We start from the raw sequence: 20,970 nt of genomic DNA, 5'->3' as shown, positions 1-20,970 counted from the left end.
TTCTCACCTCTTTCTAGTCAAAGCTGTATGTGTTACCACGCATATCTTCCTCGAATGCATAACGTGTAGCATCAATAGTGTGATTATCCTTATCCTCTAAACGAGCGATAGGATTACCGTCCTTATCCGTCTGGTAATCAATATTTTCAAACTCTCGTGCAATATTTGGTGTTCTTAATGGATCAATACAAATGAAATCTAAATCATCTAACCATTCTTCTCCATATTCAACACTGTCAGGACCTTTTTTAACACCATAAATACGTGGTATTCCTTGTTCATCACGTAATTCAGCAATAGACTTCGGTTCTGCTGAATCACCTGCCATCCGGTCCGATTGATAACCTTTAGCTTTTAATTTCTCAGCTAGTTTGCGGTTACTGATTTTCACGCCATATATTTCATCAACAGCATAGATGCCATTTTTCTTTTTGTCATAATGCCAACGGACAAATGCTAATGGATCAGTAGCATAACCAAAATCGACACCGTTTCGGATATTATCGAACGAAGCAACCATTTCATCTGTAATTGAACCTTTTTCAATCTGTAAGTTATCAAACGGCACAACACCACTCCCTATCGCTTCACCGAGGTATTCCCAACGGTATTTTAACGGCTTATTTTTCTTAACATTTTCTGCTTCCTCAATAAACTTTTTCGATAGATGCGGATTCCCTAAATAAGTTGAATGATCTACGTAAGTATTGGCATCAATCATTGAACTCTCATACTTCTTGTTCACCCACGATTGCTTACGTTTCGGTGGATTGTAGGAATAATAAAAAGAGTAGTCAAAAGGGTATGCTCGCTGTCTGTCAGCTTGCGAGAATATCTTCCCTTCCAACTCCTCACGTAGGATTGAGTTTTCAATTGTCGTTACTTCATCTTCTGACTTAAACTCTGCTAATTCTTCAAACCACACGATAGCTAATGGAAAATCGGCATCTTTAATAGATTTAATTTTTTCAGGATCATCTGCACCAGCGAAGTAAATCTTGTTCCCTCGACCTAAGTAAGTGATTTCAAGCTTGGAATCGACAAAACGAAATTGATCACGAACTCCCATAATGTTTGCTGCAGCCTTAAAGTTAGCGTACACAGATTTTAAAATAGTGTTTTGCACTTTGCGAATACCTAGAGCAGACACTGGATATTCCATGATGTCCAACAAGATACGCATCGGAATGTGAAACGATTTACCAGAACCACGACCACCCTTTAAAACGTAACGTAGATGTTCTTTTGCTCTAGAAGCACGCCAGAACGGTTTGAATTGCTCTGTAAGAATACTAGCTAAGCTGATTCGTTGTTCTGCCATTACACATCATCCACAATAACCACTTTAGTTTTGCCGTCTGTTTCCACTTTATCAATCCACATACGGTATCGCTTACCTAGTAATTCAGCAGCTTTAATACGCTCAGTAGTAGTAGGAGGCATATCTTCATCAATGGTTTGCGCACCTTCACCAATGCCACGTAAGGTTGCTGATGTTGTCTCGCCCCTTGCGATAGCAGTTAATAATTCTAGTATTTCTTGCTGATCTGCTACTCGTCTAGACTTCAACTCCTCCATGCGCTCGTCTATATAGGCTTTTACGTTAGCATTTGTTAGCAATCTACTCCCATTAGCCCTTGCAGTCGCTTCCTTCTTAACATTTGGATATGCCTTCAAATAAGCTTCTGTTGCATTCCCTAGTTCAATATAATAATCAGCAAACGCTTGTTGCTTTACTGTTAACTTTTGTTCAATCAATGGCATCACCCCATTATGCTAATTGCTTTGAAAAATAAAAAAAGACGTAAATACGCCTTTTTTATTCTGATTTTTCTTTTTCTTTAATTGGTCTATATTTCAATAATTCTTGTTCAATACATGAATGCACTTGCTCTTCACACAATTTAATGGATGTTCTCGTATTTCTCAGCAAATCATCTATTCTTCTATCAAGCTTAACTTCCATTCTTCCGGTTGTGTTTAATAAACTTGCGTTGTTACTTACTACAATTAAAAATTGGTAAATAGACGAATTTTCTATGTCCTCAAACCCAAATGAATTAACTATTTTATCCAAAGTTTTTAATTCTTGTAACATTTCTCTTATTTGATCATCAACTTCCCTTATATTATCTAAGTATATTTTGTATTGATCTTTAGGCACAATTTTTAGTGAGTCGATTTTAAATTCTATTGATTCCGAAATAAAACCATCAGCTTCATTATATTTTTGCATATAAATGTCTACTTTATTATCTAGTTTTAACAAAAGTAGCAATGCTTTTTCATATTTTTCTATATTAAATTGAAGCATAAATTTTTCGCGTTCAAGTTGAACTGTACTATTAATAGACATAACAATATCATCTCTTTGTTGCTTTAATTGCTCTTGATGTTGGTTGTTCTGACTTTCAAGTAATTGATTATGTAGTTCATTTTGATTAATTAATTGATCTTTGTGATGCTTATTTTGAATAGATATTAAAAACAAAGTTGTTAATACTACACCAACCATACCAACAACACCACCTAAATAACCTCCCCAATAACTAAGCCATCCATCTATAGAACCTATACCACCAAGGTAATGTTGCCAAGCAAATCCTAACCCGTGTATTATTGCCGGAATAGCTAGAACTACCAGAACTGAAGAAAAAGTTACTACCCCATACTCTTTTTTTTCAATCTTACCTTTTGCTATATTCCAAATTTTTTTAATCATTTCACATCACCTCCAAGTCCAATCATAAACTAGGAGATGAAGATTATGTAATAACTTTTTGCTCTCAAAAGTAAGTACCGTTGCCCAGCAGTCAAAGAGGAGGAATCTGCTCGATACTCACTTTTCAGGGCAAAATAAAAGCCGCACCATTACGGTACGACATTTTGATTTTTTATCCTTTTGCTAAGAAAAAGTAATGATGTATCACCCTTTTAACATTACTCTCTTCGAAATCACCGACAGTAGTCCAATCACTATAATCATTAAGTAACCATTGACCATCAACATATACTATATCAACTTGTTGTTTGCCTTTAGTAGGGCAATCAAAGGTAATCATAGTAGTTGGTCCAAATTCTACACAAAAATTTAAATCGTTTATCGAGATTTTTATTTGATCGTCATATTTAGTTACTGCATGCTTCCAATCTGCACCTAATTCATTCTCTATATTCTTTTCAAATAAAACACGCAATTGATCTATAGCTTTTTCTAATCCCATTTGTTTTTCCACTTAATCGCCTCCCACCCAATCATAAACCAGGAGATGAAAAATATGTAATAACTTTTTGCTCTCAAAACCTCACCAAACTCTGCCCTCTCAACTCATAGTGTTTTGGCTGTTTGATGTAGTTTTCAAGGCAAAATAAAAAACACCCCAAAGGGTGTTTAAACACTTAATTCATTTTGATAATAGACCATCTTACTTTGCATCATTTCTTCAAATTCTTTTAATAATGTTATATATTTCTTCAATAACAACAGTGCTTCTTTTGAATAAGTCATCGTTCTTCCGTCAGAATTAGGAATAATAACATTATCTAAATTTTTGTATTCTATAATAGTATTTTCAACTTGAAGTAGTTTATTATAGCATTCGTTATCTATTTTTGACGCATAGTCATATAATTTATCTTGATTATTTTTAAAATAACTAAAAGCAACCGTTGGAATTTGATTTAAAGAATCATTTAAAGTGATTGTTATTAATCTTTTCGACAACCTAATTAATTCAATTTTTTGAGGTATTTGATCTCTGTTCCTAATGTCTTTTTCATGTTTTATTGTATATCTAACTCCTAACAATGTTAAACCACCTGAAATTACTCCACCTATTACAGCTCCTATAACACCAATTAATGCTGCGATTATAGTAAAGTCATCAATTGAAAAGAATTTAATAAATACTCCAGTAAAAATAATAATCATAGTTAATGTTAAGGTAAGCAAAACGCAAATAGATAATCCTAGTTCATACTTTTTCATAAAATTCCTCCCAAATTACTATAATAATCTGAGAGGTAATAAATTGGAACAATTTTCTTATACTCTCAAAACCACACCAAACTCAGCCCTATCGGTTACTAGTGCATGCCAGCGCTCCTCGGTATCTAATGTTCCTGAGATACTTGGTCACCCGTAAACTAGTCCATGTTATTTGTATAGCTGTTTGATGCAGTTTTTAAAGCTTAATAAAAAGCCACACCAACTTAATGATGTGACAAATTATTGTATCTCTTATTTCATTCGAATTATTTGATACACGTTACTGACTGGTGCGCTAAAAACTAAAGTATTTCCGTCCACATTAATCATATACCTATCATCGCTACTCTATACCTATATTACAATGGGTCTGTGTCTGACCAATAAGGAATCTGCTTATCTGCTTTCTCTTGCATTGCTTTAGCCCATAAGTCAGACTGTACAAACTCCAATAGCATATCCATGTACTTATACACAAATTGTTGCTTACTTTTTAGGTTCTTTCTGTATATCTCTTCGTAAGTATTTACTGTACCATTCTGATAATCAGTAACAATACCTTCTGTTGAATTGTGTAACTGCGAACCTAAGTTACCAAATTCAGGCATACTACCGATTGTTTTGAAATTATAAACCATAACTTCATAAAACTCTTTCTCTGTTAATTCTCTGCTGTTTGGATTTCCTTGAGGTGCAAATCCTGCATACTCTGCACGATACAACTTAGAATCGAATGTAACAATTACTTGACCATCCTTGATGATTTGAATATTAGCTCCATATCTAATTTCATGCGCTTCAAATCGTTGTTTGTTTCCTGTAGCTACCTCAGTAACTAATACATATTTAAGTTTATTATTCATAGTTAATTCCCCTCCATTTGTCATATAAAAAGAGACTACCAATTTAGTAGCATCTCATGCTTGTTTGCGAAATACACGTACAAGCGAACGTGTTTATTTTGTAAGGCAATTGATTTATAGTGCATTTCCGTGCACTTGTTGCTCAGTAAGTTTGTTTTAGTAAGTTTGACTGAATTATGGAAAGTGGACGAAGTTCACATAAAAACCACTCCTTCAGCAATTTTTAGCCTTTTATATTAATTAAGATACCTAATCTCTTAAAAAATATGGGCCGGCCGTGTATGTCTTGCCTCGAACAAGTTTATGAGGCGCAGGTCGGTCGTCGGTCTGTCTTTCCCTAATATTTAGGATTTTATAAATACCAAGGGAAGAAACATTTACCTGTCCGACCTCCCCTTTAGTTTACATCGCAACTTACCCAAAATGATACGTTTGGAACATTTGGAACATCTGTAACACTTGGCACATTTGTAACACTTAGGACATCTTGAACATATGTAACTTTATTTAATGTAAAAAATAGTTTACAATTTGTAAGAAATAAATTACAATCCATATAAGAGGTGGTGCTATTGTTAAATAACAAATTAGTAATTTGTAGGGCGGAAAAAGGTTGGACGCAACAACAATTAGCAGATGTGGTTGGTGTCAGTCGACAAACTATAGCAGCTTTAGAGAAAAATAAATATAATCCGTCTTTGATTCTAGCTTTTAAAATTGCTAATTCATTTGAGAAAGAAATAACGGATGTATTTAATTATGTGGAGGATGAATAATGGTCAACTTAGCTACGATCAGTATATGTGTTTTAGCAGTGTTAGTAATTATTGCAGAATTTTACAAATCTACATTTGAACGTAGGATAGAGTCGCAAGATGAGAGAGGTCAAATGCTCATCTTTAAAATCAAGTCATTTTCTTATTCTGTTCTAACTGTTGGTATATTAATTGGAGTAGCACTAGTAGCAATGTTTAAATTAATAGATAAAGAATATTTTATTTATTATGTAATGCTTGTGTTTTTCATTCAAAGTATATCATCATCTATTTATTTGGCCGTTGTTCGGAGAGTGTAAAACATTTTGTAAATAACCCTGTCTTAAAATGAGGACAGGGTTATTTTTGTTTACTTCATCATCATATCAATAATACGTTCACGCACTCGCTGTACACTTGTGTGGCTCATATTAAGCTTTGCTCCAATCCAACGGAAAGGCATACCTTCTAACAACCAATAAAGTACTTCTTGCTCTATGTCTCCAGTAACTTTTGCCGTTAGATTTTGAACCAACAGCAATTCATCTTTAATCTTGTTAATACGTACTTCTCTTGATGCTCTAATTTGAACATGTGCATGTACTGGATCACTTGTTCCACCAACAGCTTTAGGCATTGTTGCCTCAATACCATACTTTGCAGTCGATGCTGCTGCCGTCAATGAATCAAGCTCATCCTTCATTCTCATGTACTTACACATGTTGTCATGGTACTTCTTAACTGCCCTGTCTAGTTGGTAGCGATTTAATTCTGTTTTCTCTTTTAACATAGGTTTGCCCTCCTACGGTGTGATATAATAATGTTGTAAGCACCGTCAAAGGGCATAAACCAATTCTTAGCTGTAGCGTCTGATCACGCTGCGGCTTTTTCTTTTCTACTTCATAAATACAATCCAATGTGTTTTACTGCGTTTATCTCCGAATAACGATTTGTGGCCAAAGCAATCCAAAACCTCTCGCAAAGTGATTTGGTCCTCATTCCATTTAAAAATCAAGGTACCATTTGGCTTTAATACTCGCATGCACTCATCAAACCCTTGCATCAAATCTAGTCGCCAAGTAGCCTCATTTAATTTTCCATATTTTTTTGCTAACCATGAATTTTCACCAGCTCTTACCAGGTGCGGTGGATCAAATACCACCATGTGAAAACTTTCATCTACAAATGGCATATCGCGGAAATCAGCTACAACATCCGGCTTCACAATTAATTGTCGTCCATCACACAAGATAGCTTCTTCTTCACGAATATCCATGTACAATGCATCTTCATTTTGCTTGTCGAACCAAAACATTCGGCTCCCACAACAGGCATCTAACACTCGCTGCATCTCACTCGTCCTTTCTAAACATTTTTCAACTAACCACTTTCTGTTTCCCTAACAGCCCACCATCTCTAGGCCCAATCTTACCTGTCATTTCTAAATCCATAGCAATCAAAGCGACACTCACCTTACTTGTATTAAGCCTTTGAGCTATCTTGTTGATTGAATGCCCGTGATTCCACATAGCTATAAAGTTTCCAATCTGTTGTATTGTAAAATCGAACTTAACCGTTTCATGAACTTCTCCGGTGAATAAAATGTATCTACTATCTACTTTTCTGCCCATTCAATCGTCACCTCTGCTCTAGGATTATCCGAATACCACTTACGAGCAACTAACTCCGTTACTTGGCTATCGTCATGCCATATAACCTTACTCAGACCGTCTTTAATGCCCTTTGCTAAGTTGTCGATGTCTGGCTTGGTTGTTGGTCTTAATTCGCCATTTAGCGCCTGCTGTAGCTTTTTCTTACTATTACTGATAGCTTTTGGCATCTTACGGTACACATCAATGCTCAACCTTATTTCCTCAGTAATAAGTGTTTCAGGTGCAAACTGTGATGCTACCAATCTCACGAATGATTTATAGTCCTTAGATTCTTTTGGATCAAATGTGCCGTTACGTGTTACTCGTGGTCTTTGCTGTGCCTGTACGTCGCCTGGTATTTCAAATGTTAAAGTGTTCATATATCCACTTCCTTAATCCTCAAGCTTAATAAGCTGTAATCTGTTATTTACTTCACTTTTCGAACGCCTTTGATAAGTTGGTGCCCCATAATACTTAATCGTTTCAGGCTTAACACCACGTTCCTCAGCTATCTCTTTCACTGTTCCTATGGCAACCATCTGTTCACCTTTGTAAAGTGCGTATTCGTTCATGTAGCACCTCAATAACCGTTTTCCTGTCTAGTGTGGTTAATCTTATTCTTTTCGTAGTAAGCTGTCTCTACTTCATCCCATGTGAAGCCTAGTTTTGCACCAAGTTGTAAAAAACTTTCGAATGCTTGTGTGAACAAATCTCTAATTTCTGATGGTGCAGATTCCATTCGGATAATTTCTTCTACGACTTTTAATGATTTTGAATGTACATCTAGGAATTGCAATGTAATGCCGCCATTTTCATGCGCCGTTGGATATTCACTAAGTTTCATCCATTTATGTGCTCCTATTTCAAGACCAATAGTAAGTTTAAAGGACAAGCAGTCAACGTATTCTTCAAGGAGTGGACTATATTCACCGATTTTTCCAGTACCATCGCAATCTTCACATTTCATGTATTCATGTGTACATCCACATTCTAAGTCGTCGACATATCTCTCATAGTTTTCGTCTCCACTTCCATCACACAATGGGCAAAAACGTACAACTTTTGTCCTCGGCTCCTGGTCCTTACTCCATTTCTTAAACCCACGCCACTCGTTAGCACACTCACCTAGCTCAACCTGTAGTGCCAGCAACTTCCAGTCAAGATTGTTCTGCCCTCTTAGTTCTGGATGCTCCTGCATGATGTGCTCGTCCAATGCTGCTTGTGTTTCAAATAGTTTTGTTATGTTCATATTTCTCTGCCCCTTTTCCGAATCGTAGTAGCACTTGATATGGTCTTGCCTCATATTCAAAGAATTTAATTTCGCTGATTGGATACCAACGGCCACGTTCTTCTGCTTTAATTTGTTTAACCAGCGCTGCCCTTGTTTTCGCTCCAATGATTTTCTTATTAGGTTTTTTCGTTATCATCAGTAATCACTCCTTAAAATGGCAAATCTGATTCATCCACCTCAATCGGTCCTTTACTATTCGCAAACGGATCTTCATCGACCCTAGAATAATTCGGTTGATTATTACCGTAATTCTGCCCCTGTGGAGCCCCTGTACTAGCTCCTTGATAATTTGTACTAGATTCGTAGTTTGATGTGCCCTGTGAGCCTCCTGCGTTGTCAGAACGAGTGTCTAAGAACTCGATGCTATTAGTTATGACATCAGTAGTAAAAACTCTTTGCCCCTGCTGATTTTCATAACTACCTGTCTGTATGCGCCCAACAACCCCAATCCTACTGCCTTTCTTCTGATAGTTTGCTAGACTTTCAGCAACTTTATTAAAAACAACACAACTGATGAAGTCTGTTTCGTCCCTTTTCATCTCTCGATTAACCGCTAATGTGAACCGCACTACCGGAACACCTGACGGACTATATTTGAGCTCTGGATCTTTTGTTAATCGCCCTATTAGTTGAGTTTGATTCAAACCGTTTCCTCCTCAATAAACTTCAATAAATCTTGTTTCATCACATCAAAAGCATTTGTGTGTCCAACAACTTGAAAAGCTGGCTCACCATCTAACATTTCGTTCATGGAGCTTTTGTAATACTGGCACTTTTTAATGCCTTTACCTTCTCGTAATTCAAGTCCGTTTACATACCTGCCTGATATACCTAAGTAGATAAAATATTTGATTGATGGATGTCCTGCATAACGATTGTGTATTATGTCACCTTTACGGAACTTAATCATGCTGTTTCCCCCAGTAATTCAGGATGCTCGTATTTATTTCCAACTACATCGCATTGACTAGCTATAAGTGGATCTAATAAATCTCTCCTATACGACTCACCTAATTTGTATTTTGCTAAGTACGCTGCAAATTCAACAGCATATTCAATTTCTGCTATGATTCCTGTTGGATGTTTAAATAGGTCCCCCTCAAAAATCTCCTTACTGTTTTTGTCCTTTAAGCCTGTGTATTGCATTAAAACTACATCTGAAAGTTCATCAAAGTGCATCCAACCTGGTTCTCGTTTATAATCCACACTTTCAGGTTCTACCCACATACAATGTGCTGTGTAATTTTCGTCTTTTGTATCTACATTACCTACAAGCACTTTATAAGACATAAAATTGTATGTTTTGTCCCAAGCACGAAACTTAATCTCTCTACTCATGCAGAAGCCTCCCTGTTATCCCACTTCTCAGTGATTCTATAACCTTCTTTTCTAAGCTTTTTGAAATCCGGATGTGCCATAGGAACGATTGTCCAAATGTTTTGCCCATCCTCACGTTTGAACATTGTTACATACACGTTGTACTGGTTGTACTCTCCAGGTTTTTGAGTTTTAACCTTCTGAACCTGTTTACGAGCACTAGGAATATCGATTGGAATGCCATTACGTTTTCTCATGCAGCCTTCACTCCTTCCGTAAATGCAATTGCATAATCTAATGCATTATCTTGAGTACTAAGACCTTTCAGCACTCGCAAAGCCTCTAGATTTTGATAAAACCCTTTTTCGTTTTCTTTGAACTGGTATTTCTTATACAGCTGTGAATGTAAGATGATTTGATCAATTAGAAGTTGTTCATTCATGAGCTTCACCACCTAGTGCCTGACGAGCAATTTCGTAAGTAGTAGTTTCCCAACCTTCCATGATAGGCGCTTCAACTTCCATGACTTGTTCAAGTGCCTTGCGTAACCTCTCAACCTCAGCAACAAGAGCTGGCACATCCGTAATAGCATGTTTAATAAACTCTGTATTACCATCGTTCAAACAATCAATATTTTCGTTTTGTGTTTGGCAAATGGTGTAATATTCATCAGGACTTAATATATCGATATGTCCTTCTGCTGTTTCTTCACTTTCCCACGGCCCCGGCGTAGCATTAGCCACACGTTCTTTAATGGCATTCAACTGTTCTTGTTTCATCACTCATTCACTCCTTTGACACCTAATTCAAACCACTTTGCTACTGCCAGCATTCCATTCAAGAAGTCTTTCTCGAATTGAAGATCCGATTGTGAGTATTTATCGTAAAAATAATTAAATTTCTCTTCTGGTGTTTCTACTAAAATGAAATTACCTAGTAGTAGATTCATCAATCCTTCTCCTTCATCATTGTTCTCTAGGTGCCATTTGCTTAGCGTTTTAATGTGTTCGTGGCAAACCTCATGATCAGCTGTACTAGATTTAAACACCTCTGTTAAAGTCCATGTTTTTAACAATAGTTCTCTCGCTTCTTTAACCTCACGACTAACCTTCACTTTTTCAGCCATTCATTTCACTCCCCACTAATTTGTTAAAAGCCTCACGGTCGCCAGTAGCCAAAGCCTTATCAATGGCATTAGCAACGTTAAATGCTTCAATTTCACTCATAAGGTCGTTCGTTTCTTTTTCACGTTGTTCTCTGTGAAGTTCTTTAGCTGCCTCTGCTACATCACTTACAAGCTTCCAAAAGTCCATCCCTTCACCCTCCGATTTTTTTAATGACGTACACCTCTAGCAAAAACTTGTACTGCATTCGGTTCTCCCACAGCGTCATCCAACAATATGATTCTGTCGATTCGTTTCAAAATAAATGTTTCGCCCTCTACCGTAACGACAGACCCTTTTGAAATACCTAAGTACGGGTTTTTGAGCAAGAATCGAAACTCTGTCCATTTATCCATCCCTTCACCCTCCAATCAAGGGGCTGTGCGCCCCTCATTATGCAAATAAAATCTGTTCAAAAGCGTTGTTCTCTTGCTGTGCTTCGATATCCCTAACGGATTCTTCCGGCATATTGACCTGATAACACATTTTGTTAATACGGCTTTTTATACGTTCGCCACGATCTCCGTCCTCAACAATTTGCCCTTTGGAATCTCGTAATTTATACAAATCTGCTAACTCTTCAATCGTCTTATTTGACGTGATAATGGTTGTTTTAAAGTTATCCATTCGATAATCCAAGATGTTGTATAAAACTCGTTCAGCGAAGTCAGAAGGGTTTTCAACAGCGATATCATCAATAATTAGTACATCTGCTGTGCGATAAAGTTTTAAAATTTCATCTTCTGTAGTTTCACTGTTTTTATTGAAAGTCTTACGAATTTGCAAGAAAAGGTCATAGGCTTTCATATAAACAACTGCTTGTCCATAAACAGTCATTAATGCATTCCCGATACTGCAAGATAGACGGGTTTTACCAGCGCCTTTTATTGAGCTGTAAAAATAAAGTCCTTTGCCCGGTTCAATCTCTTTATATTTTTCGATAAAGTTAGTAGCGATTTTTTTAGCAAGTGCAGCGTCTGTTCTTGAAACTTGTTGAGCGTAAACATCCACTTTAAAACCATGTACTTTAGCTTTTCTAAATTTCTCTGGCATACCCGATAAATCTAGCTTCCTAGCAATCTCTTGCTCTTTTTGCTTCTGTTCATGGCATTCGCATTTTACCCACCACTCGGATTCTTTTTTCAAGTCAACCAAGATTGAGTTAATACGATCCATCTCCTGTTGGTCGTTCGCTTCATGTGCAACAGCGTATAGCTCTCTGTGCTTTCTAATATCCTCGGCAACTTTTTCCGGATGCATTTTCTTGTGGTAGTCGATATACCAAAGGAAACCACTGCCATCACATTTCTTGTTAGGACAGGCATCACTAGGAGTTGTTGCACACTCAATACCTCTAGAGCCCAGCGAGTTTTGCGCGTCTCTCATTCTCTGCTCTAATTGCGAATTTTTTTGCATCATCTGTTGGAATACTTCGCTGATCGCTTCCAAGTTGCTGCGCCTCCTTTTTAGTTAATAGTTCGATGGATGTTACACCTTCATGTTTCCAGTTACGTAATGTGCCAGTTGCATATTTTTCTTTGTTTGTAACTCGTCCATTTATAAGTGCTCGTTCAAATGCTTCTATAATTAGATCTGCATCTTGATAAGTTGCTAAATAGTAATCGATATCTTCTCGTAACTTTTCACTAGGAATCCTTTGCAGACGACTTACAAAATACTCATATAGCTTTTGAGCATGCTTCGTGTCTGTAGTCAGTACTTGGTTATTATCAATATTTGGTTTATTCAATACTTGGTTATTATCAGTACTTAGTAGTGTTCGATTTTCTACTTCTTGAAAACCTACTTCTTGGTTTTCTACTTCTTGCTTTTCTACTTCTTGAAAATCGGTAAGTAGAGAATTTATAGGTACTTCATGAACGATTGTTTCCCATTCTTTAATTCTTTGCCCTTCACGAATAGGTTTTCGTTCGATGTATCCACATGTCTTTAATTCATTGAAACCAGCTCTGAATGATGCCTTACCATCTGTTGAGTGCGTCATTAACTCGTCCATATAAAACACCCAATCATCTGGCATTGAAAGCATGTATGCCATTATGCCTTTAGCTTTCCAAGATAGCCGGTTGTCGTTCAATGCCGTTCGATTCATCACTACATAGTTGCTGTTCTTAGCCACTCGGATGATGCCCATTTGCCCTCGCCTCTCCTTATGTCGCAATATTCGAATTTTTAATCACAGTTTTATTCACAAAATCCACAAATACTAGATTTTTCAGCGCCACTTCGTATGCTCGTTGTAGTTGTTCAAGCATGTTTAAGCTCCTTCCCACAAAAAGTAGAACGTAGCGTTACTCGGTTTACGTTTTTGCTTCTCAATAACCTTAAAAATTACCTCTGTCGCATTCTCTTCAAATGGCGTTGATGGTGTGTCTGGGAACTCACCAGTTTTAACCTCGTGACCATTTTGTGTATGTGGTGTGTCAGTTGATAAAAATTGTTGGCCAACACCATTTCTTCTAAGCATTACAGCATCTTTAGAGTGGAATGAAATGCGTCGATACTTACCACTCTGTATTAGTTCCAACTGCTTTTGTTCAATGAATTGTTGTAGTTGAATATTCATGTATTTGCCACTCCTTATGAAAAATTCCGATACCCACTCTTGTAACGAACAATGTTTAATTCGTTTTTTTCTCCATTCGGTAAACGGAAAAACTTCTGTTTTTTATATTCATGTTCACCCAGCTCATTAATAAGTTGTTGGTGATCATATTTGATTTTTGCAATTAAAACTTCAACATCGGAATATGGCGCAAAATAACATCGTGTACCTTGCCTTGTGATCTCCGTCCGACGTTTTTCACCTTTGACTAAGTTGTATTGATGAAACCTCTTAGAAAGGTGGTCACTTATGCGTAAGACACCAAGCAAGCTGTTTTCTAATGTTAAATATGCACTATCGGTTGTTTTGGAATATCGATGATGTACCTCGAAACCAACTGCTTTTAATTGAGCACTGATATACTTCGCTGCTCGACGGTGGTCTTTTTCCACATCATCACTCCTTACCCATCACCTACATAAGACTTTCAATACGCTCGCAAACTGCGAAACTATCACTCACTTTGATAATTCGATAGTTTGGATATCTAGTCATGTACTGCAGCACCAAGTGTCTGAGTTCATCGTTATCCTTCGCCTGTTGGAATATCCAAGCAGGCAATAAAACTTTTGATGGTACTCTATTCATCTAGACTGCCTGCTGTTGCATTTTCTGTTGTGCTTCTTGTTGAGCAGCTGCAACCTGCATCATTCCGATACCTTCTCGAATAGCAGCATCTGTTTTATCACCATTCGCAAGCCATTGAATATAAGACATATCTTCACGCCATATTTGCTTCAACGTTTTACCTTGATGCTTTCCGAAGCTCAATGTAATAGCACTAGCCTCTTGTGCATTTGTTGGCATAGGAATGTTGTTGTTATTTGATTGTTGTGAAGATCCACCTTGTTGGCGACTAGAGTAATCGTATGTGTTACCACTTGCACCATTTGCATCATCATCTTTCTCTGTAGCGATACCTAACATTGCCGACAGACTATAACGCTTCATATAAGTTATTTGTCCTCCAAAATCTTGCATCCCTGTAGCTGCTGGGAATTTTAGAGGTAATGACTTGACCCATTCACCAGAACTATGCAAAAACATAGTCTCAACACATGCTAATGGTCCACGTTCTGTTGATTCTGTATAACTGTTTTGTATTACCGATATTCCGTTTTCCTTAAAAACCTTTCTAGCAGCTTCGAAAATACCGTTTAAATCAGTGTAATCAAATGAATAACTACCCCCGGATTTCAAAGAAACTTTTACAGTAGCATTATGTTTTGGTGTCTCTAATTCACCCCACGACTTTGCTAATGCAGTAGCTATATTTGTGTTTTCTTGTGAAAAGATCATCAGTCATCCACCTCCACTTTGAATGTTGTAGTTTGAGGTTTTACTGTTACCCCTGGCACTGCTTGTCCATAAGTATCAACGACGATTTGTTCCTCACCTTGTTGAACGACCTTTAGTGTTTTTTTGAGTTCGCCCCACTGTAATTTTCGAATAGTATCCACTTCCGCATAAGGTAATTGATTCGCCACAACATAATGGAGTATAGCTTCATCATCTAATCTTTCTGGCTGTGCTTCATTCGTTATAGATCTCACTCGACCATATGGAGTTACAATACTTTTTTGTTTAGGATCATTAGCAAGAACATGTGAATGATACTCAAATACTTTTTGTTCAAAGAATGTAATGTCATTTATTAATCCAGTACTTTCTTTTTTCTCCCAAGCATTAATTCGCTCTCGTTCTGCAACTGCCAATGATTTAATTTCATTCAATTTTGTATTTGCAGCATTGATTTTTCGTAATACCCAATTCAGTCCATCCATATCTTTAATGATGAATATCTGTTTTTCTTGTGGTTGCATTTCATAGAGTTCCTGTAATTCGGTTTCTTGCAACAAATTCATTAGAGTACCTCCTTCGATTTGTATTTATTAGGCCCATGCGTTATAATTTGAGAAATGATATTGGCATGGGCCTTACTTAATCCTTTCCGTTGCGCCGGATTGGATTATTTTTTTGTATATGCATAGCCATAATTCACTTCTACGTAAGCAATTACCTCTGAATCCGTCATGTCATAAGTTGACGTGTCTCTGTAGCCTTTAGCCAAGTAATCACTGATATTCTCAATGTGTATGATCGCATCACCGATTTCGAAATAAACATCACCAGAAGCTACGAAACTACCAAAATCATCGTGCATTTCAAAGCTTACAACTGGCTCATAAGAAGGCATTGGATACTCGATGCGACCAAGTACCATTGGATTTTCTAGAAGTAAGTTCATGCAATTGCCTCCTTCTGCTTTCGTAATACTTCTGCATAAGATGCTGTTACAAAGCTTGTGTATCGTACATTGTCATCAACGACTACTAGTGTATGGATAATTCCAGTAAATTCACTGATGATGTCATACTCAGCAAAACGTTCCTCAAATACTTCCGTGTCTAGGTGGACCGTCTGCATTTTTGGTTTAAATGGTGCGATATTCATGTTTTCACCTTCTTTCTGATGGAATCCCATCAAGCAGCTCATAATGTTTGGCTAACCAGACCAATGATATGAGGAGGATTATGAACTGCTTGACGAGAGCGAGATAACACTCGCAAACGTCTGATTTTGTGGTATAATTGATTTGTATATGTTGTCCGCTGTTTAGTCGTTCCCGCGATTAAGCAGCTTTTTTATTGCCAACATGTGATGACAACAGGTACACCGATAACCAACATTGTGATTGCGGCACCGATACAAAATTTTCTGTGTGATTCCGGTACATCGTCATCCGGCAAGTAAAAATAGTTATCTAGCCATTTCCACAACCTTCTTCACCACCTCTACATTAATTCCTTTATCTACAAACTTAAGTGCTGTTAAGTACAACCCTTTTTGTCTTTCTAAATGCTGAATACGAGCTATTGAATTTTGCATGTCACGACCACGTTCAGCTGCTAGTTGATAGCGACCGTCTTGTGTGTGAATTGTTATCTCTTTCACTAGGTCATCGATACATGCTTTCTCTTTAATAATTTGATTGTTAATCAGTTTTAAAGCATCCAACTTATAAACCCTCCTACTATTGATGGAACTGTTTGTGATAAGTGTGTAAGTGCATTCGCTACTTCCATTCCGAACATCATTGCTGTTCCAGCAAACTCCGATTCGGTAATTTTCAACCATGAAGCAAAGGTGAAAATATCTATTGTCTTTCTGCCACTTTCTAATTTACTTACTGCTGATTGTGTGCTATTTAATTGCTCTGCCATTTCTTCCTGAGTAATATTTGCATCAATGCGAAATTTCTTTAGCATCTTTCCGACTTTTGCAAAATCTGCAACCATATCTTTTTGCCCCTTTATTCCAATTTCGAATATATTCCTTAATCGAATACCAATTTCATTCAAGTTAACTTAATATAAAGATAAGAGGTTGTTGCCCCAACCTCTTATACTAGATTGGTAGTTTGATATACTATTGAGGCCATTTGCCCTGGCCTCTCCTATACTTAAAGTTTATTGTTTTATCACACATGTACCTGTCCGGGGTAAAATGTGTTTTATGTCCATTCATTCATAATGATTTGTTCAATAGCTCGGATAGTTGGTTCATAAAGCCAAATTCGTTTGCTATGCGGCCCACGTTGACGTTGATGTTGCCTAATTCTTGGATCGTTTAAAATGTTTTTTTCTAAGAAATCACGTTCAAACGGGACAATTTCTTTTAATTGTTCTAAATCAACAAACAATATTTTTGGTCGAATACTGTCACTGATGAATTTTTTTAAGTGCTCTTCAATTTTTTCTTTAGTGATGCCAGTCATTTCCAATAGATTTTGAATCAATACGGTTTCATTTGGTGTTGTACTAATCACATCGCCACCGCCTTATTTAAAAACTTATTAATAAAATAGGCTTGTCCTTTGCCAGTGATTTTTGATGTTCTACTGATACTAATTTCTCCACTATTGTGATGGATTGGTGTTTCTTTAATTTCAAACAGTCCCAACTCCATTGACTTTTGTGTTGGCGAGTTATACTCAGATCCTTTACGTTTGATTAAATAACCATTTTCTCTAAGCCATTCGAATAGACGTTTTTGTCCAACATCTATACCGTTTTGCTTTAGTATTTTGGCAAACTCACCAATTAAAATTGATGTATGACTTGCTTGTATTGAATCTGCAAACAGTACTTTAGGCTTTTGAGTTTCAATTATTAGTTGTTGTTCAACGATTTTTCTTTTGTTGTTTTCTATTGTTTTGTTGGCAATCAATAATGCTTTAGCCATGATAGATGCTTCATCATCGTTTTCATCAGTAGCAATGTAACCACCGTTAAGGCGGATGTCTTTTAGGATTTTTTTGACCTGTTTTTTGAATTGCTTAGCGATTGGCTTACGTGATTGCATTAGCAATTCATACAACCCTTCTTCTGTTAAGAACCATGTTTCTTGGGTTCCGCCAAGGGTGTAAACATTGTTTACTACCTTCTCGTCTGCATCTACTGATTTCAGCATCATTCGTGTGTTACTGTGTTCAATCCAACTAGCAACATCCTTCGCTAGAAACAATGGATTTTTGGGCGTTCCATATACCTTGAATTTTTTTGTTAAGACTTCTTGTTCATGAATAACTTGTAATTGAGTCATTTTTTGACCTCCTAAACTTTTATCCAACACAACAAAATGTTGTTTTATTATTCAAAAAAATTTTTGATGGTTCCTTATCAAATAATGCTGAAATAGCTAATGCAACATCTAATGATGGCGTTCTTACGCCTTGTTCAATCATTCCATAATAGCTTTCAGTAATTGATATACCGTAATCATTTGATAATTTTTCTACTACATTTTTTTGTAACCAACCTTTTTGTTTTCTTGCATTTATAAGATTGGTACGGCGGTTAGCATTTTCCAAAATTGCACCTCCCAACTTTTTGTTGTTTTTATCTTACCCAACAAAAAGTTGTTTGTCAACGTTAAATCAGATTTTTTGTTGTTTTTATTTTTTATTTAACTATTTACCCAACAAATAGTTGTATAATGATATTACATTTTGAAAGAGGTGTAATTATGTCTAATGTACCGCTAAGGCTTAGAGAGTTAAGGAAAGAAGCTAAGTTAACACAAGCAGATGTTGCGAAGTTTTTAAATATTTCCGAAAGTGCGTATGGGTACTATGAACAAGGGCGTAACGAAATATCTATAGGTAGTGTTCAAAAATTAGCAGAAAAATATAACGTAAGTGTTGGTTATATTCTTTGCGAAACAGATGAAAAGCAACCTTATGATAGTGAAGCTGCATTCCAAGCATTTGCTAATGATCCTGAGTTACAAGTTTTTTATAAAGAACTTCCTAAGTCAGATGAAGAAGCAGTTCGTCGATTACGCGATATTTGGGAAATTATAAAAAAAGAAAAGAAATAAATCATATTTCAAGCCCTTCTTCTTAGAAGTGGGGTTTTATTGTAAATTTAAAAAGAACATACGTTCTAATTAATTTAGTTTGGGGGTGATTGAATGTCGTATTCAACACACACAGAAGATTTTATTGAAAAGCTTTACACTCAATTAGGTATCTTTTTACCATATCAATTAGATTTCAATGAAATATCCTATAAGTTAGACATTCAATTGTATTTCTGGAGTAACCCTAGTCAAGTTTTATTTTTAAATAGCCAATCTTACATTTTTTTAAATCAAAATTTACCATCTAAGAAAATATGGCAAGATTTTTGCCATGAACTTTGTCACGTTTTATTTCATAGCGGCAGCCAAGAAAAGATGCCCTACTCTTGGATTGAATACCAGGAATGGAAAGCCAATAATTTTATGCTTCATGCCTGTGTTCCGACATTTATGTTGAATAAAATTAATTTACCGAAAAACCAAAATAAAGCAATTCAATTAATTCAGGAACTATTCAATGTTGAATATGATATTGCTCAAAAAAGATTGGAACAATATAAGAACAATAGATTAATACATATGACTTCAATAGAACAAAAACATATTGAAAGGAGTGATGCATTTGTCTAAGGTTATCATTTTATCTTAGATGTACCTGTCCGGGGATTACTGAGGTGAATAGAATGGCTAGACAACAATATAACAAAACAAAAAAAGAACATATTTATTGGTATAAAGATGATAAGAAAAAGAAATTTGCATTTCGTTACCGTTATTACGACACGTCCGGAGCTCGCAAAGAAAAAAGTAGAAGTGGATTTGAAACTGAAAAAGCTGCAGAACTTGCATTAACACAATTGAAGGCAGACATTTTATCAGGAAATCTTGCAAAAGTTGAAAATCAAGGATTAACAATGGAAGAATGGCTAAACATGTGGTATCAAGCGAATCATACAAAGTGGAAAATTAGCACCCAACATTTGTATAAATATTATATTGAGCATCACATCCTCCCTTCCCTACGTCATTTGAAACTTAGTAATCTAACTAAAACATCCTATCAAGACTATATTAATAAGCTTTTGAATGAATTTTCTCCATCTACTGTGCATGGTGTACATGCTGTGATGAATCATGCTATAAACGCTGCGGTTGATGATGAAATCCTTACTCGCAATAAGATTGCAAAAATTGTTATACCAAAAGATAATACTAAATCTTTTGAAGAGAAACATTTAAATTTGCATGAAATTGAGGAATTACTATCTTATGTTAAAAAGCATGAAAGTTTTACTCATTTTGTATTAATTTTAACGCTTGTTTCTACTGGATTAAGAAAAGGAGAAGCGTCTGGTTTAAAATGGAACGATATTGATTTTGAAAACAATATCATTACTATTCAAAGAACTAGAGATCACCTTGGAACTCGTTCGACAAAAAGTTGGAATAGCATGAGAAAAATTGATGTAGGTACTCATCTAATATCTTATTTAGAAAAATATAAAATTTGGTCTAAGAAAAAATTTCTTGAGCATGGGAGAGTATTAGCTGAGGATAATTATATTTTTATCAATGAAAGTTTATTAGAACCTATTTCTAGACAATTTCCAAATTACGTTTTAGAACGTGCTTTTGAGGCAGGAGTTATTAAAAAAATCACACCCCACATGTTAAGGCACTCGTGTGCTTCCATTTTAATTTCTCAAGGCATTCCTATAACTACTGTTGCAAAAATGTTGGGGGATTCCGTAGAAATGATCTTAAAAGTCTATGCTCATTCTTTAAGGGAAAAAGAGAAGGAAGTTGTAAAAGTAATGGATACATTACTGAAATTTGGGTGATTTATTGGATTTCGGGGTACAAATTGGGGTACGCACTAAGTAAGTACCCCTCAAACCCTTATATATCAACATATTTTCACTTGTTACAGCTTAAATTTTTCTTAAGAGTT

Annotated in this window: 40 protein-coding genes; 5 read left to right on the top strand and 35 right to left on the bottom strand. The window is 36.1% G+C overall.

Features of this window, described 5'->3' with window-relative positions:
• Positions 1-13: 13 nt before the first annotated feature.
• The 6 genes from ACFVT8_RS23580 to ACFVT8_RS23555 form a co-directional block, all read right to left on the bottom strand.
• Positions 14-1,321, bottom strand: a complete 1,308-nt coding sequence (locus ACFVT8_RS23580) for a PBSX family phage terminase large subunit (RefSeq protein ID WP_387080464.1) — start codon at positions 1,319-1,321, stop codon at positions 14-16.
• Positions 1,321-1,758, bottom strand: coding sequence for a terminase small subunit (locus ACFVT8_RS23575; RefSeq protein WP_387080462.1), 438 nt, complete (start codon positions 1,756-1,758; stop codon positions 1,321-1,323). The genes ACFVT8_RS23580 and ACFVT8_RS23575 overlap by 1 nt, the downstream gene beginning before the upstream one ends.
• A 61-nt stretch (positions 1,759-1,819) precedes the next feature.
• Positions 1,820-2,722 (bottom strand): hypothetical protein, encoded by a 903-nt coding sequence (locus ACFVT8_RS23570; RefSeq protein ID WP_387080460.1) that lies wholly within the window; start codon positions 2,720-2,722, stop codon positions 1,820-1,822.
• Between the two features lie 172 nt (positions 2,723-2,894).
• Entirely contained in the window at positions 2,895-3,236 is a 342-nt protein-coding gene (locus ACFVT8_RS23565) for a hypothetical protein (RefSeq protein WP_387080458.1), read from the bottom strand.
• Between the two features lie 155 nt (positions 3,237-3,391).
• A complete protein-coding gene (locus ACFVT8_RS23560; RefSeq protein ID WP_387080456.1) occupies positions 3,392-3,988 on the bottom strand; it encodes a hypothetical protein in 597 nt (198 codons plus the stop codon).
• 359 nt (positions 3,989-4,347) lie between these two features.
• Positions 4,348-4,851 carry a hypothetical protein gene (locus ACFVT8_RS23555; protein WP_387080454.1) on the bottom strand — a complete coding sequence of 168 codons (504 nt, stop codon included), beginning with the start codon at positions 4,849-4,851 and terminating at the stop codon, positions 4,348-4,350.
• A 572-nt stretch (positions 4,852-5,423) separates the two neighbouring features.
• Here ACFVT8_RS23555 and ACFVT8_RS23550 point away from each other — a divergent pair.
• Positions 5,424-5,627 carry a helix-turn-helix transcriptional regulator gene (locus tag ACFVT8_RS23550; protein ID WP_054550329.1) on the top strand — a complete coding sequence of 68 codons (204 nt, stop codon included), beginning with the start codon at positions 5,424-5,426 and terminating at the stop codon, positions 5,625-5,627.
• Positions 5,627-5,926, top strand: coding sequence for a hypothetical protein (locus ACFVT8_RS23545; protein ID WP_387080452.1), 300 nt, complete (start codon positions 5,627-5,629; stop codon positions 5,924-5,926). Before ACFVT8_RS23550 ends, ACFVT8_RS23545 begins: the two co-directional genes overlap by 1 nt.
• A 50-nt stretch (positions 5,927-5,976) precedes the next feature.
• On the opposite strand, the gene ACFVT8_RS23540 is transcribed toward ACFVT8_RS23545, so the two are convergent.
• From ACFVT8_RS23540 to ACFVT8_RS23400, 29 genes are all read right to left on the bottom strand, one after another.
• Positions 5,977-6,396 carry a hypothetical protein gene (locus tag ACFVT8_RS23540; RefSeq protein WP_387080450.1) on the bottom strand — a complete coding sequence of 140 codons (420 nt, stop codon included), beginning with the start codon at positions 6,394-6,396 and terminating at the stop codon, positions 5,977-5,979.
• Positions 6,397-6,501: 105 nt separating this feature from the next.
• Positions 6,502-6,957 carry an SAM-dependent methyltransferase gene (locus tag ACFVT8_RS23535; protein WP_387080449.1) on the bottom strand — a complete coding sequence of 152 codons (456 nt, stop codon included), beginning with the start codon at positions 6,955-6,957 and terminating at the stop codon, positions 6,502-6,504.
• A 25-nt stretch (positions 6,958-6,982) separates the two neighbouring features.
• Positions 6,983-7,237, bottom strand: a complete 255-nt coding sequence (locus ACFVT8_RS23530) for a hypothetical protein (protein WP_387080447.1) — start codon at positions 7,235-7,237, stop codon at positions 6,983-6,985.
• Positions 7,222-7,638: a RusA family crossover junction endodeoxyribonuclease gene (locus tag ACFVT8_RS23525; RefSeq protein WP_387080445.1), complete on the bottom strand. Its 417-nt coding sequence runs from the start codon at positions 7,636-7,638 to the stop codon at positions 7,222-7,224. The genes ACFVT8_RS23530 and ACFVT8_RS23525 overlap by 16 nt, the downstream gene beginning before the upstream one ends.
• Positions 7,639-7,650: 12 nt before the next feature.
• Positions 7,651-7,830, bottom strand: coding sequence for a helix-turn-helix transcriptional regulator (locus ACFVT8_RS23520; RefSeq protein ID WP_387080443.1), 180 nt, complete (start codon positions 7,828-7,830; stop codon positions 7,651-7,653).
• Positions 7,831-7,838: 8 nt separating this feature from the next.
• Positions 7,839-8,507: a dUTP diphosphatase gene (locus ACFVT8_RS23515; protein WP_387080441.1), complete on the bottom strand. Its 669-nt coding sequence runs from the start codon at positions 8,505-8,507 to the stop codon at positions 7,839-7,841.
• The gene (locus tag ACFVT8_RS23510) at positions 8,485-8,685 is read right to left on the bottom strand and encodes a hypothetical protein (protein ID WP_387080439.1); all 201 of its coding nucleotides are present in this window, start codon (positions 8,683-8,685) and stop codon (positions 8,485-8,487) included. Before ACFVT8_RS23510 ends, ACFVT8_RS23515 begins: the two co-directional genes overlap by 23 nt.
• Before the next feature lie 13 nt (positions 8,686-8,698).
• A complete protein-coding gene (gene ssb, locus ACFVT8_RS23505) occupies positions 8,699-9,193 on the bottom strand; it encodes a single-stranded DNA-binding protein (RefSeq protein ID WP_387080436.1) in 495 nt (164 codons plus the stop codon).
• Positions 9,190-9,459: a hypothetical protein gene (locus tag ACFVT8_RS23500; RefSeq protein ID WP_387080435.1), complete on the bottom strand. Its 270-nt coding sequence runs from the start codon at positions 9,457-9,459 to the stop codon at positions 9,190-9,192. The genes ssb and ACFVT8_RS23500 overlap by 4 nt, the downstream gene beginning before the upstream one ends.
• Positions 9,456-9,887, bottom strand: a complete 432-nt coding sequence (locus tag ACFVT8_RS23495) for a YopX family protein (RefSeq protein ID WP_387080433.1) — start codon at positions 9,885-9,887, stop codon at positions 9,456-9,458. Before ACFVT8_RS23495 ends, ACFVT8_RS23500 begins: the two co-directional genes overlap by 4 nt.
• Positions 9,884-10,123 (bottom strand): hypothetical protein, encoded by a 240-nt coding sequence (locus ACFVT8_RS23490; protein WP_387080432.1) that lies wholly within the window; start codon positions 10,121-10,123, stop codon positions 9,884-9,886. The genes ACFVT8_RS23495 and ACFVT8_RS23490 overlap by 4 nt, the downstream gene beginning before the upstream one ends.
• The gene (locus tag ACFVT8_RS23485; RefSeq protein ID WP_387080431.1) at positions 10,120-10,308 is read right to left on the bottom strand and encodes a hypothetical protein; all 189 of its coding nucleotides are present in this window, start codon (positions 10,306-10,308) and stop codon (positions 10,120-10,122) included. The genes ACFVT8_RS23490 and ACFVT8_RS23485 overlap by 4 nt, the downstream gene beginning before the upstream one ends.
• Positions 10,301-10,645, bottom strand: coding sequence for a hypothetical protein (locus ACFVT8_RS23480; protein ID WP_387080429.1), 345 nt, complete (start codon positions 10,643-10,645; stop codon positions 10,301-10,303). Before ACFVT8_RS23480 ends, ACFVT8_RS23485 begins: the two co-directional genes overlap by 8 nt.
• Positions 10,645-10,992 carry a hypothetical protein gene (locus ACFVT8_RS23475; protein WP_387080427.1) on the bottom strand — a complete coding sequence of 116 codons (348 nt, stop codon included), beginning with the start codon at positions 10,990-10,992 and terminating at the stop codon, positions 10,645-10,647. Before ACFVT8_RS23475 ends, ACFVT8_RS23480 begins: the two co-directional genes overlap by 1 nt.
• Positions 10,985-11,179 (bottom strand): IDEAL domain-containing protein, encoded by a 195-nt coding sequence (locus ACFVT8_RS23470; protein ID WP_387080426.1) that lies wholly within the window; start codon positions 11,177-11,179, stop codon positions 10,985-10,987. The genes ACFVT8_RS23475 and ACFVT8_RS23470 overlap by 8 nt, the downstream gene beginning before the upstream one ends.
• Positions 11,180-11,199: 20 nt before the next feature.
• On the bottom strand, positions 11,200-11,385 hold the full coding sequence (locus ACFVT8_RS23465) for a hypothetical protein (protein WP_036120747.1): 186 nt from the start codon (positions 11,383-11,385) through the stop codon (positions 11,200-11,202).
• A 37-nt stretch (positions 11,386-11,422) separates the two neighbouring features.
• A complete protein-coding gene (locus ACFVT8_RS23460) occupies positions 11,423-12,478 on the bottom strand; it encodes an ATP-binding protein (protein ID WP_387080424.1) in 1,056 nt (351 codons plus the stop codon).
• The gene (locus tag ACFVT8_RS23455) at positions 12,384-13,184 is read right to left on the bottom strand and encodes a DnaD domain protein (RefSeq protein WP_387080422.1); all 801 of its coding nucleotides are present in this window, start codon (positions 13,182-13,184) and stop codon (positions 12,384-12,386) included. The genes ACFVT8_RS23460 and ACFVT8_RS23455 overlap by 95 nt, the downstream gene beginning before the upstream one ends.
• Positions 13,185-13,307: 123 nt before the next feature.
• Positions 13,308-13,616, bottom strand: a complete 309-nt coding sequence (locus ACFVT8_RS23450; RefSeq protein WP_387080421.1) for a hypothetical protein — start codon at positions 13,614-13,616, stop codon at positions 13,308-13,310.
• A 14-nt stretch (positions 13,617-13,630) separates the two neighbouring features.
• A complete protein-coding gene (locus tag ACFVT8_RS23445) occupies positions 13,631-14,047 on the bottom strand; it encodes a hypothetical protein (protein WP_387080419.1) in 417 nt (138 codons plus the stop codon).
• Between the two features lie 196 nt (positions 14,048-14,243).
• Complete coding sequence (locus tag ACFVT8_RS23440; protein WP_387080418.1) at positions 14,244-14,954, bottom strand: ERF family protein; 711 nt, start codon at positions 14,952-14,954, stop codon at positions 14,244-14,246.
• The gene (locus tag ACFVT8_RS23435; RefSeq protein WP_387080417.1) at positions 14,954-15,520 is read right to left on the bottom strand and encodes a host-nuclease inhibitor Gam family protein; all 567 of its coding nucleotides are present in this window, start codon (positions 15,518-15,520) and stop codon (positions 14,954-14,956) included. The genes ACFVT8_RS23440 and ACFVT8_RS23435 overlap by 1 nt, the downstream gene beginning before the upstream one ends.
• 104 nt (positions 15,521-15,624) lie before the next feature.
• Positions 15,625-15,903 carry a hypothetical protein gene (locus tag ACFVT8_RS23430; RefSeq protein ID WP_387080415.1) on the bottom strand — a complete coding sequence of 93 codons (279 nt, stop codon included), beginning with the start codon at positions 15,901-15,903 and terminating at the stop codon, positions 15,625-15,627.
• Complete coding sequence (locus ACFVT8_RS23425; RefSeq protein ID WP_387080414.1) at positions 15,900-16,109, bottom strand: hypothetical protein; 210 nt, start codon at positions 16,107-16,109, stop codon at positions 15,900-15,902. The genes ACFVT8_RS23430 and ACFVT8_RS23425 overlap by 4 nt, the downstream gene beginning before the upstream one ends.
• Before the next feature lie 306 nt (positions 16,110-16,415).
• Positions 16,416-16,673, bottom strand: coding sequence for a hypothetical protein (locus ACFVT8_RS23420; RefSeq protein ID WP_387080412.1), 258 nt, complete (start codon positions 16,671-16,673; stop codon positions 16,416-16,418).
• Positions 16,661-16,954 carry a helix-turn-helix domain-containing protein gene (locus tag ACFVT8_RS23415; protein ID WP_387080411.1) on the bottom strand — a complete coding sequence of 98 codons (294 nt, stop codon included), beginning with the start codon at positions 16,952-16,954 and terminating at the stop codon, positions 16,661-16,663. Before ACFVT8_RS23415 ends, ACFVT8_RS23420 begins: the two co-directional genes overlap by 13 nt.
• Before the next feature lie 215 nt (positions 16,955-17,169).
• On the bottom strand, positions 17,170-17,484 hold the full coding sequence (locus ACFVT8_RS23410; RefSeq protein ID WP_387080409.1) for a hypothetical protein: 315 nt from the start codon (positions 17,482-17,484) through the stop codon (positions 17,170-17,172).
• Entirely contained in the window at positions 17,481-18,260 is a 780-nt protein-coding gene (locus ACFVT8_RS23405) for a phage antirepressor KilAC domain-containing protein (protein ID WP_387080408.1), read from the bottom strand. The genes ACFVT8_RS23410 and ACFVT8_RS23405 overlap by 4 nt, the downstream gene beginning before the upstream one ends.
• Before the next feature lie 19 nt (positions 18,261-18,279).
• On the bottom strand, positions 18,280-18,528 hold the full coding sequence (locus ACFVT8_RS23400) for a helix-turn-helix transcriptional regulator (RefSeq protein WP_387080406.1): 249 nt from the start codon (positions 18,526-18,528) through the stop codon (positions 18,280-18,282).
• Positions 18,529-18,683: 155 nt separating this feature from the next.
• Here ACFVT8_RS23400 and ACFVT8_RS23395 point away from each other — a divergent pair, with 155 nt between their 5' ends.
• From ACFVT8_RS23395 to ACFVT8_RS23385, 3 genes are all read left to right on the top strand, one after another.
• Positions 18,684-19,037, top strand: a complete 354-nt coding sequence (locus ACFVT8_RS23395) for a helix-turn-helix domain-containing protein (RefSeq protein WP_387080405.1) — start codon at positions 18,684-18,686, stop codon at positions 19,035-19,037.
• A gap of 93 nt (positions 19,038-19,130) precedes the next feature.
• Complete coding sequence (locus ACFVT8_RS23390) at positions 19,131-19,649, top strand: ImmA/IrrE family metallo-endopeptidase (protein ID WP_387080404.1); 519 nt, start codon at positions 19,131-19,133, stop codon at positions 19,647-19,649.
• Between the two features lie 53 nt (positions 19,650-19,702).
• On the top strand, positions 19,703-20,860 hold the full coding sequence (locus ACFVT8_RS23385) for a tyrosine-type recombinase/integrase (RefSeq protein ID WP_387080402.1): 1,158 nt from the start codon (positions 19,703-19,705) through the stop codon (positions 20,858-20,860).
• Positions 20,861-20,970 lie beyond the last annotated feature (110 nt).

The organism is Lysinibacillus sp. NPDC058147 (assembly GCF_042884205.1).
Classification (GTDB): Bacteria; Bacillota; Bacilli; order Bacillales_A; family Planococcaceae; genus Lysinibacillus.
The sequence above is the reverse complement of the archived record's forward strand: the minus strand, read 5'-3'. Positions and strand labels throughout refer to the sequence as shown.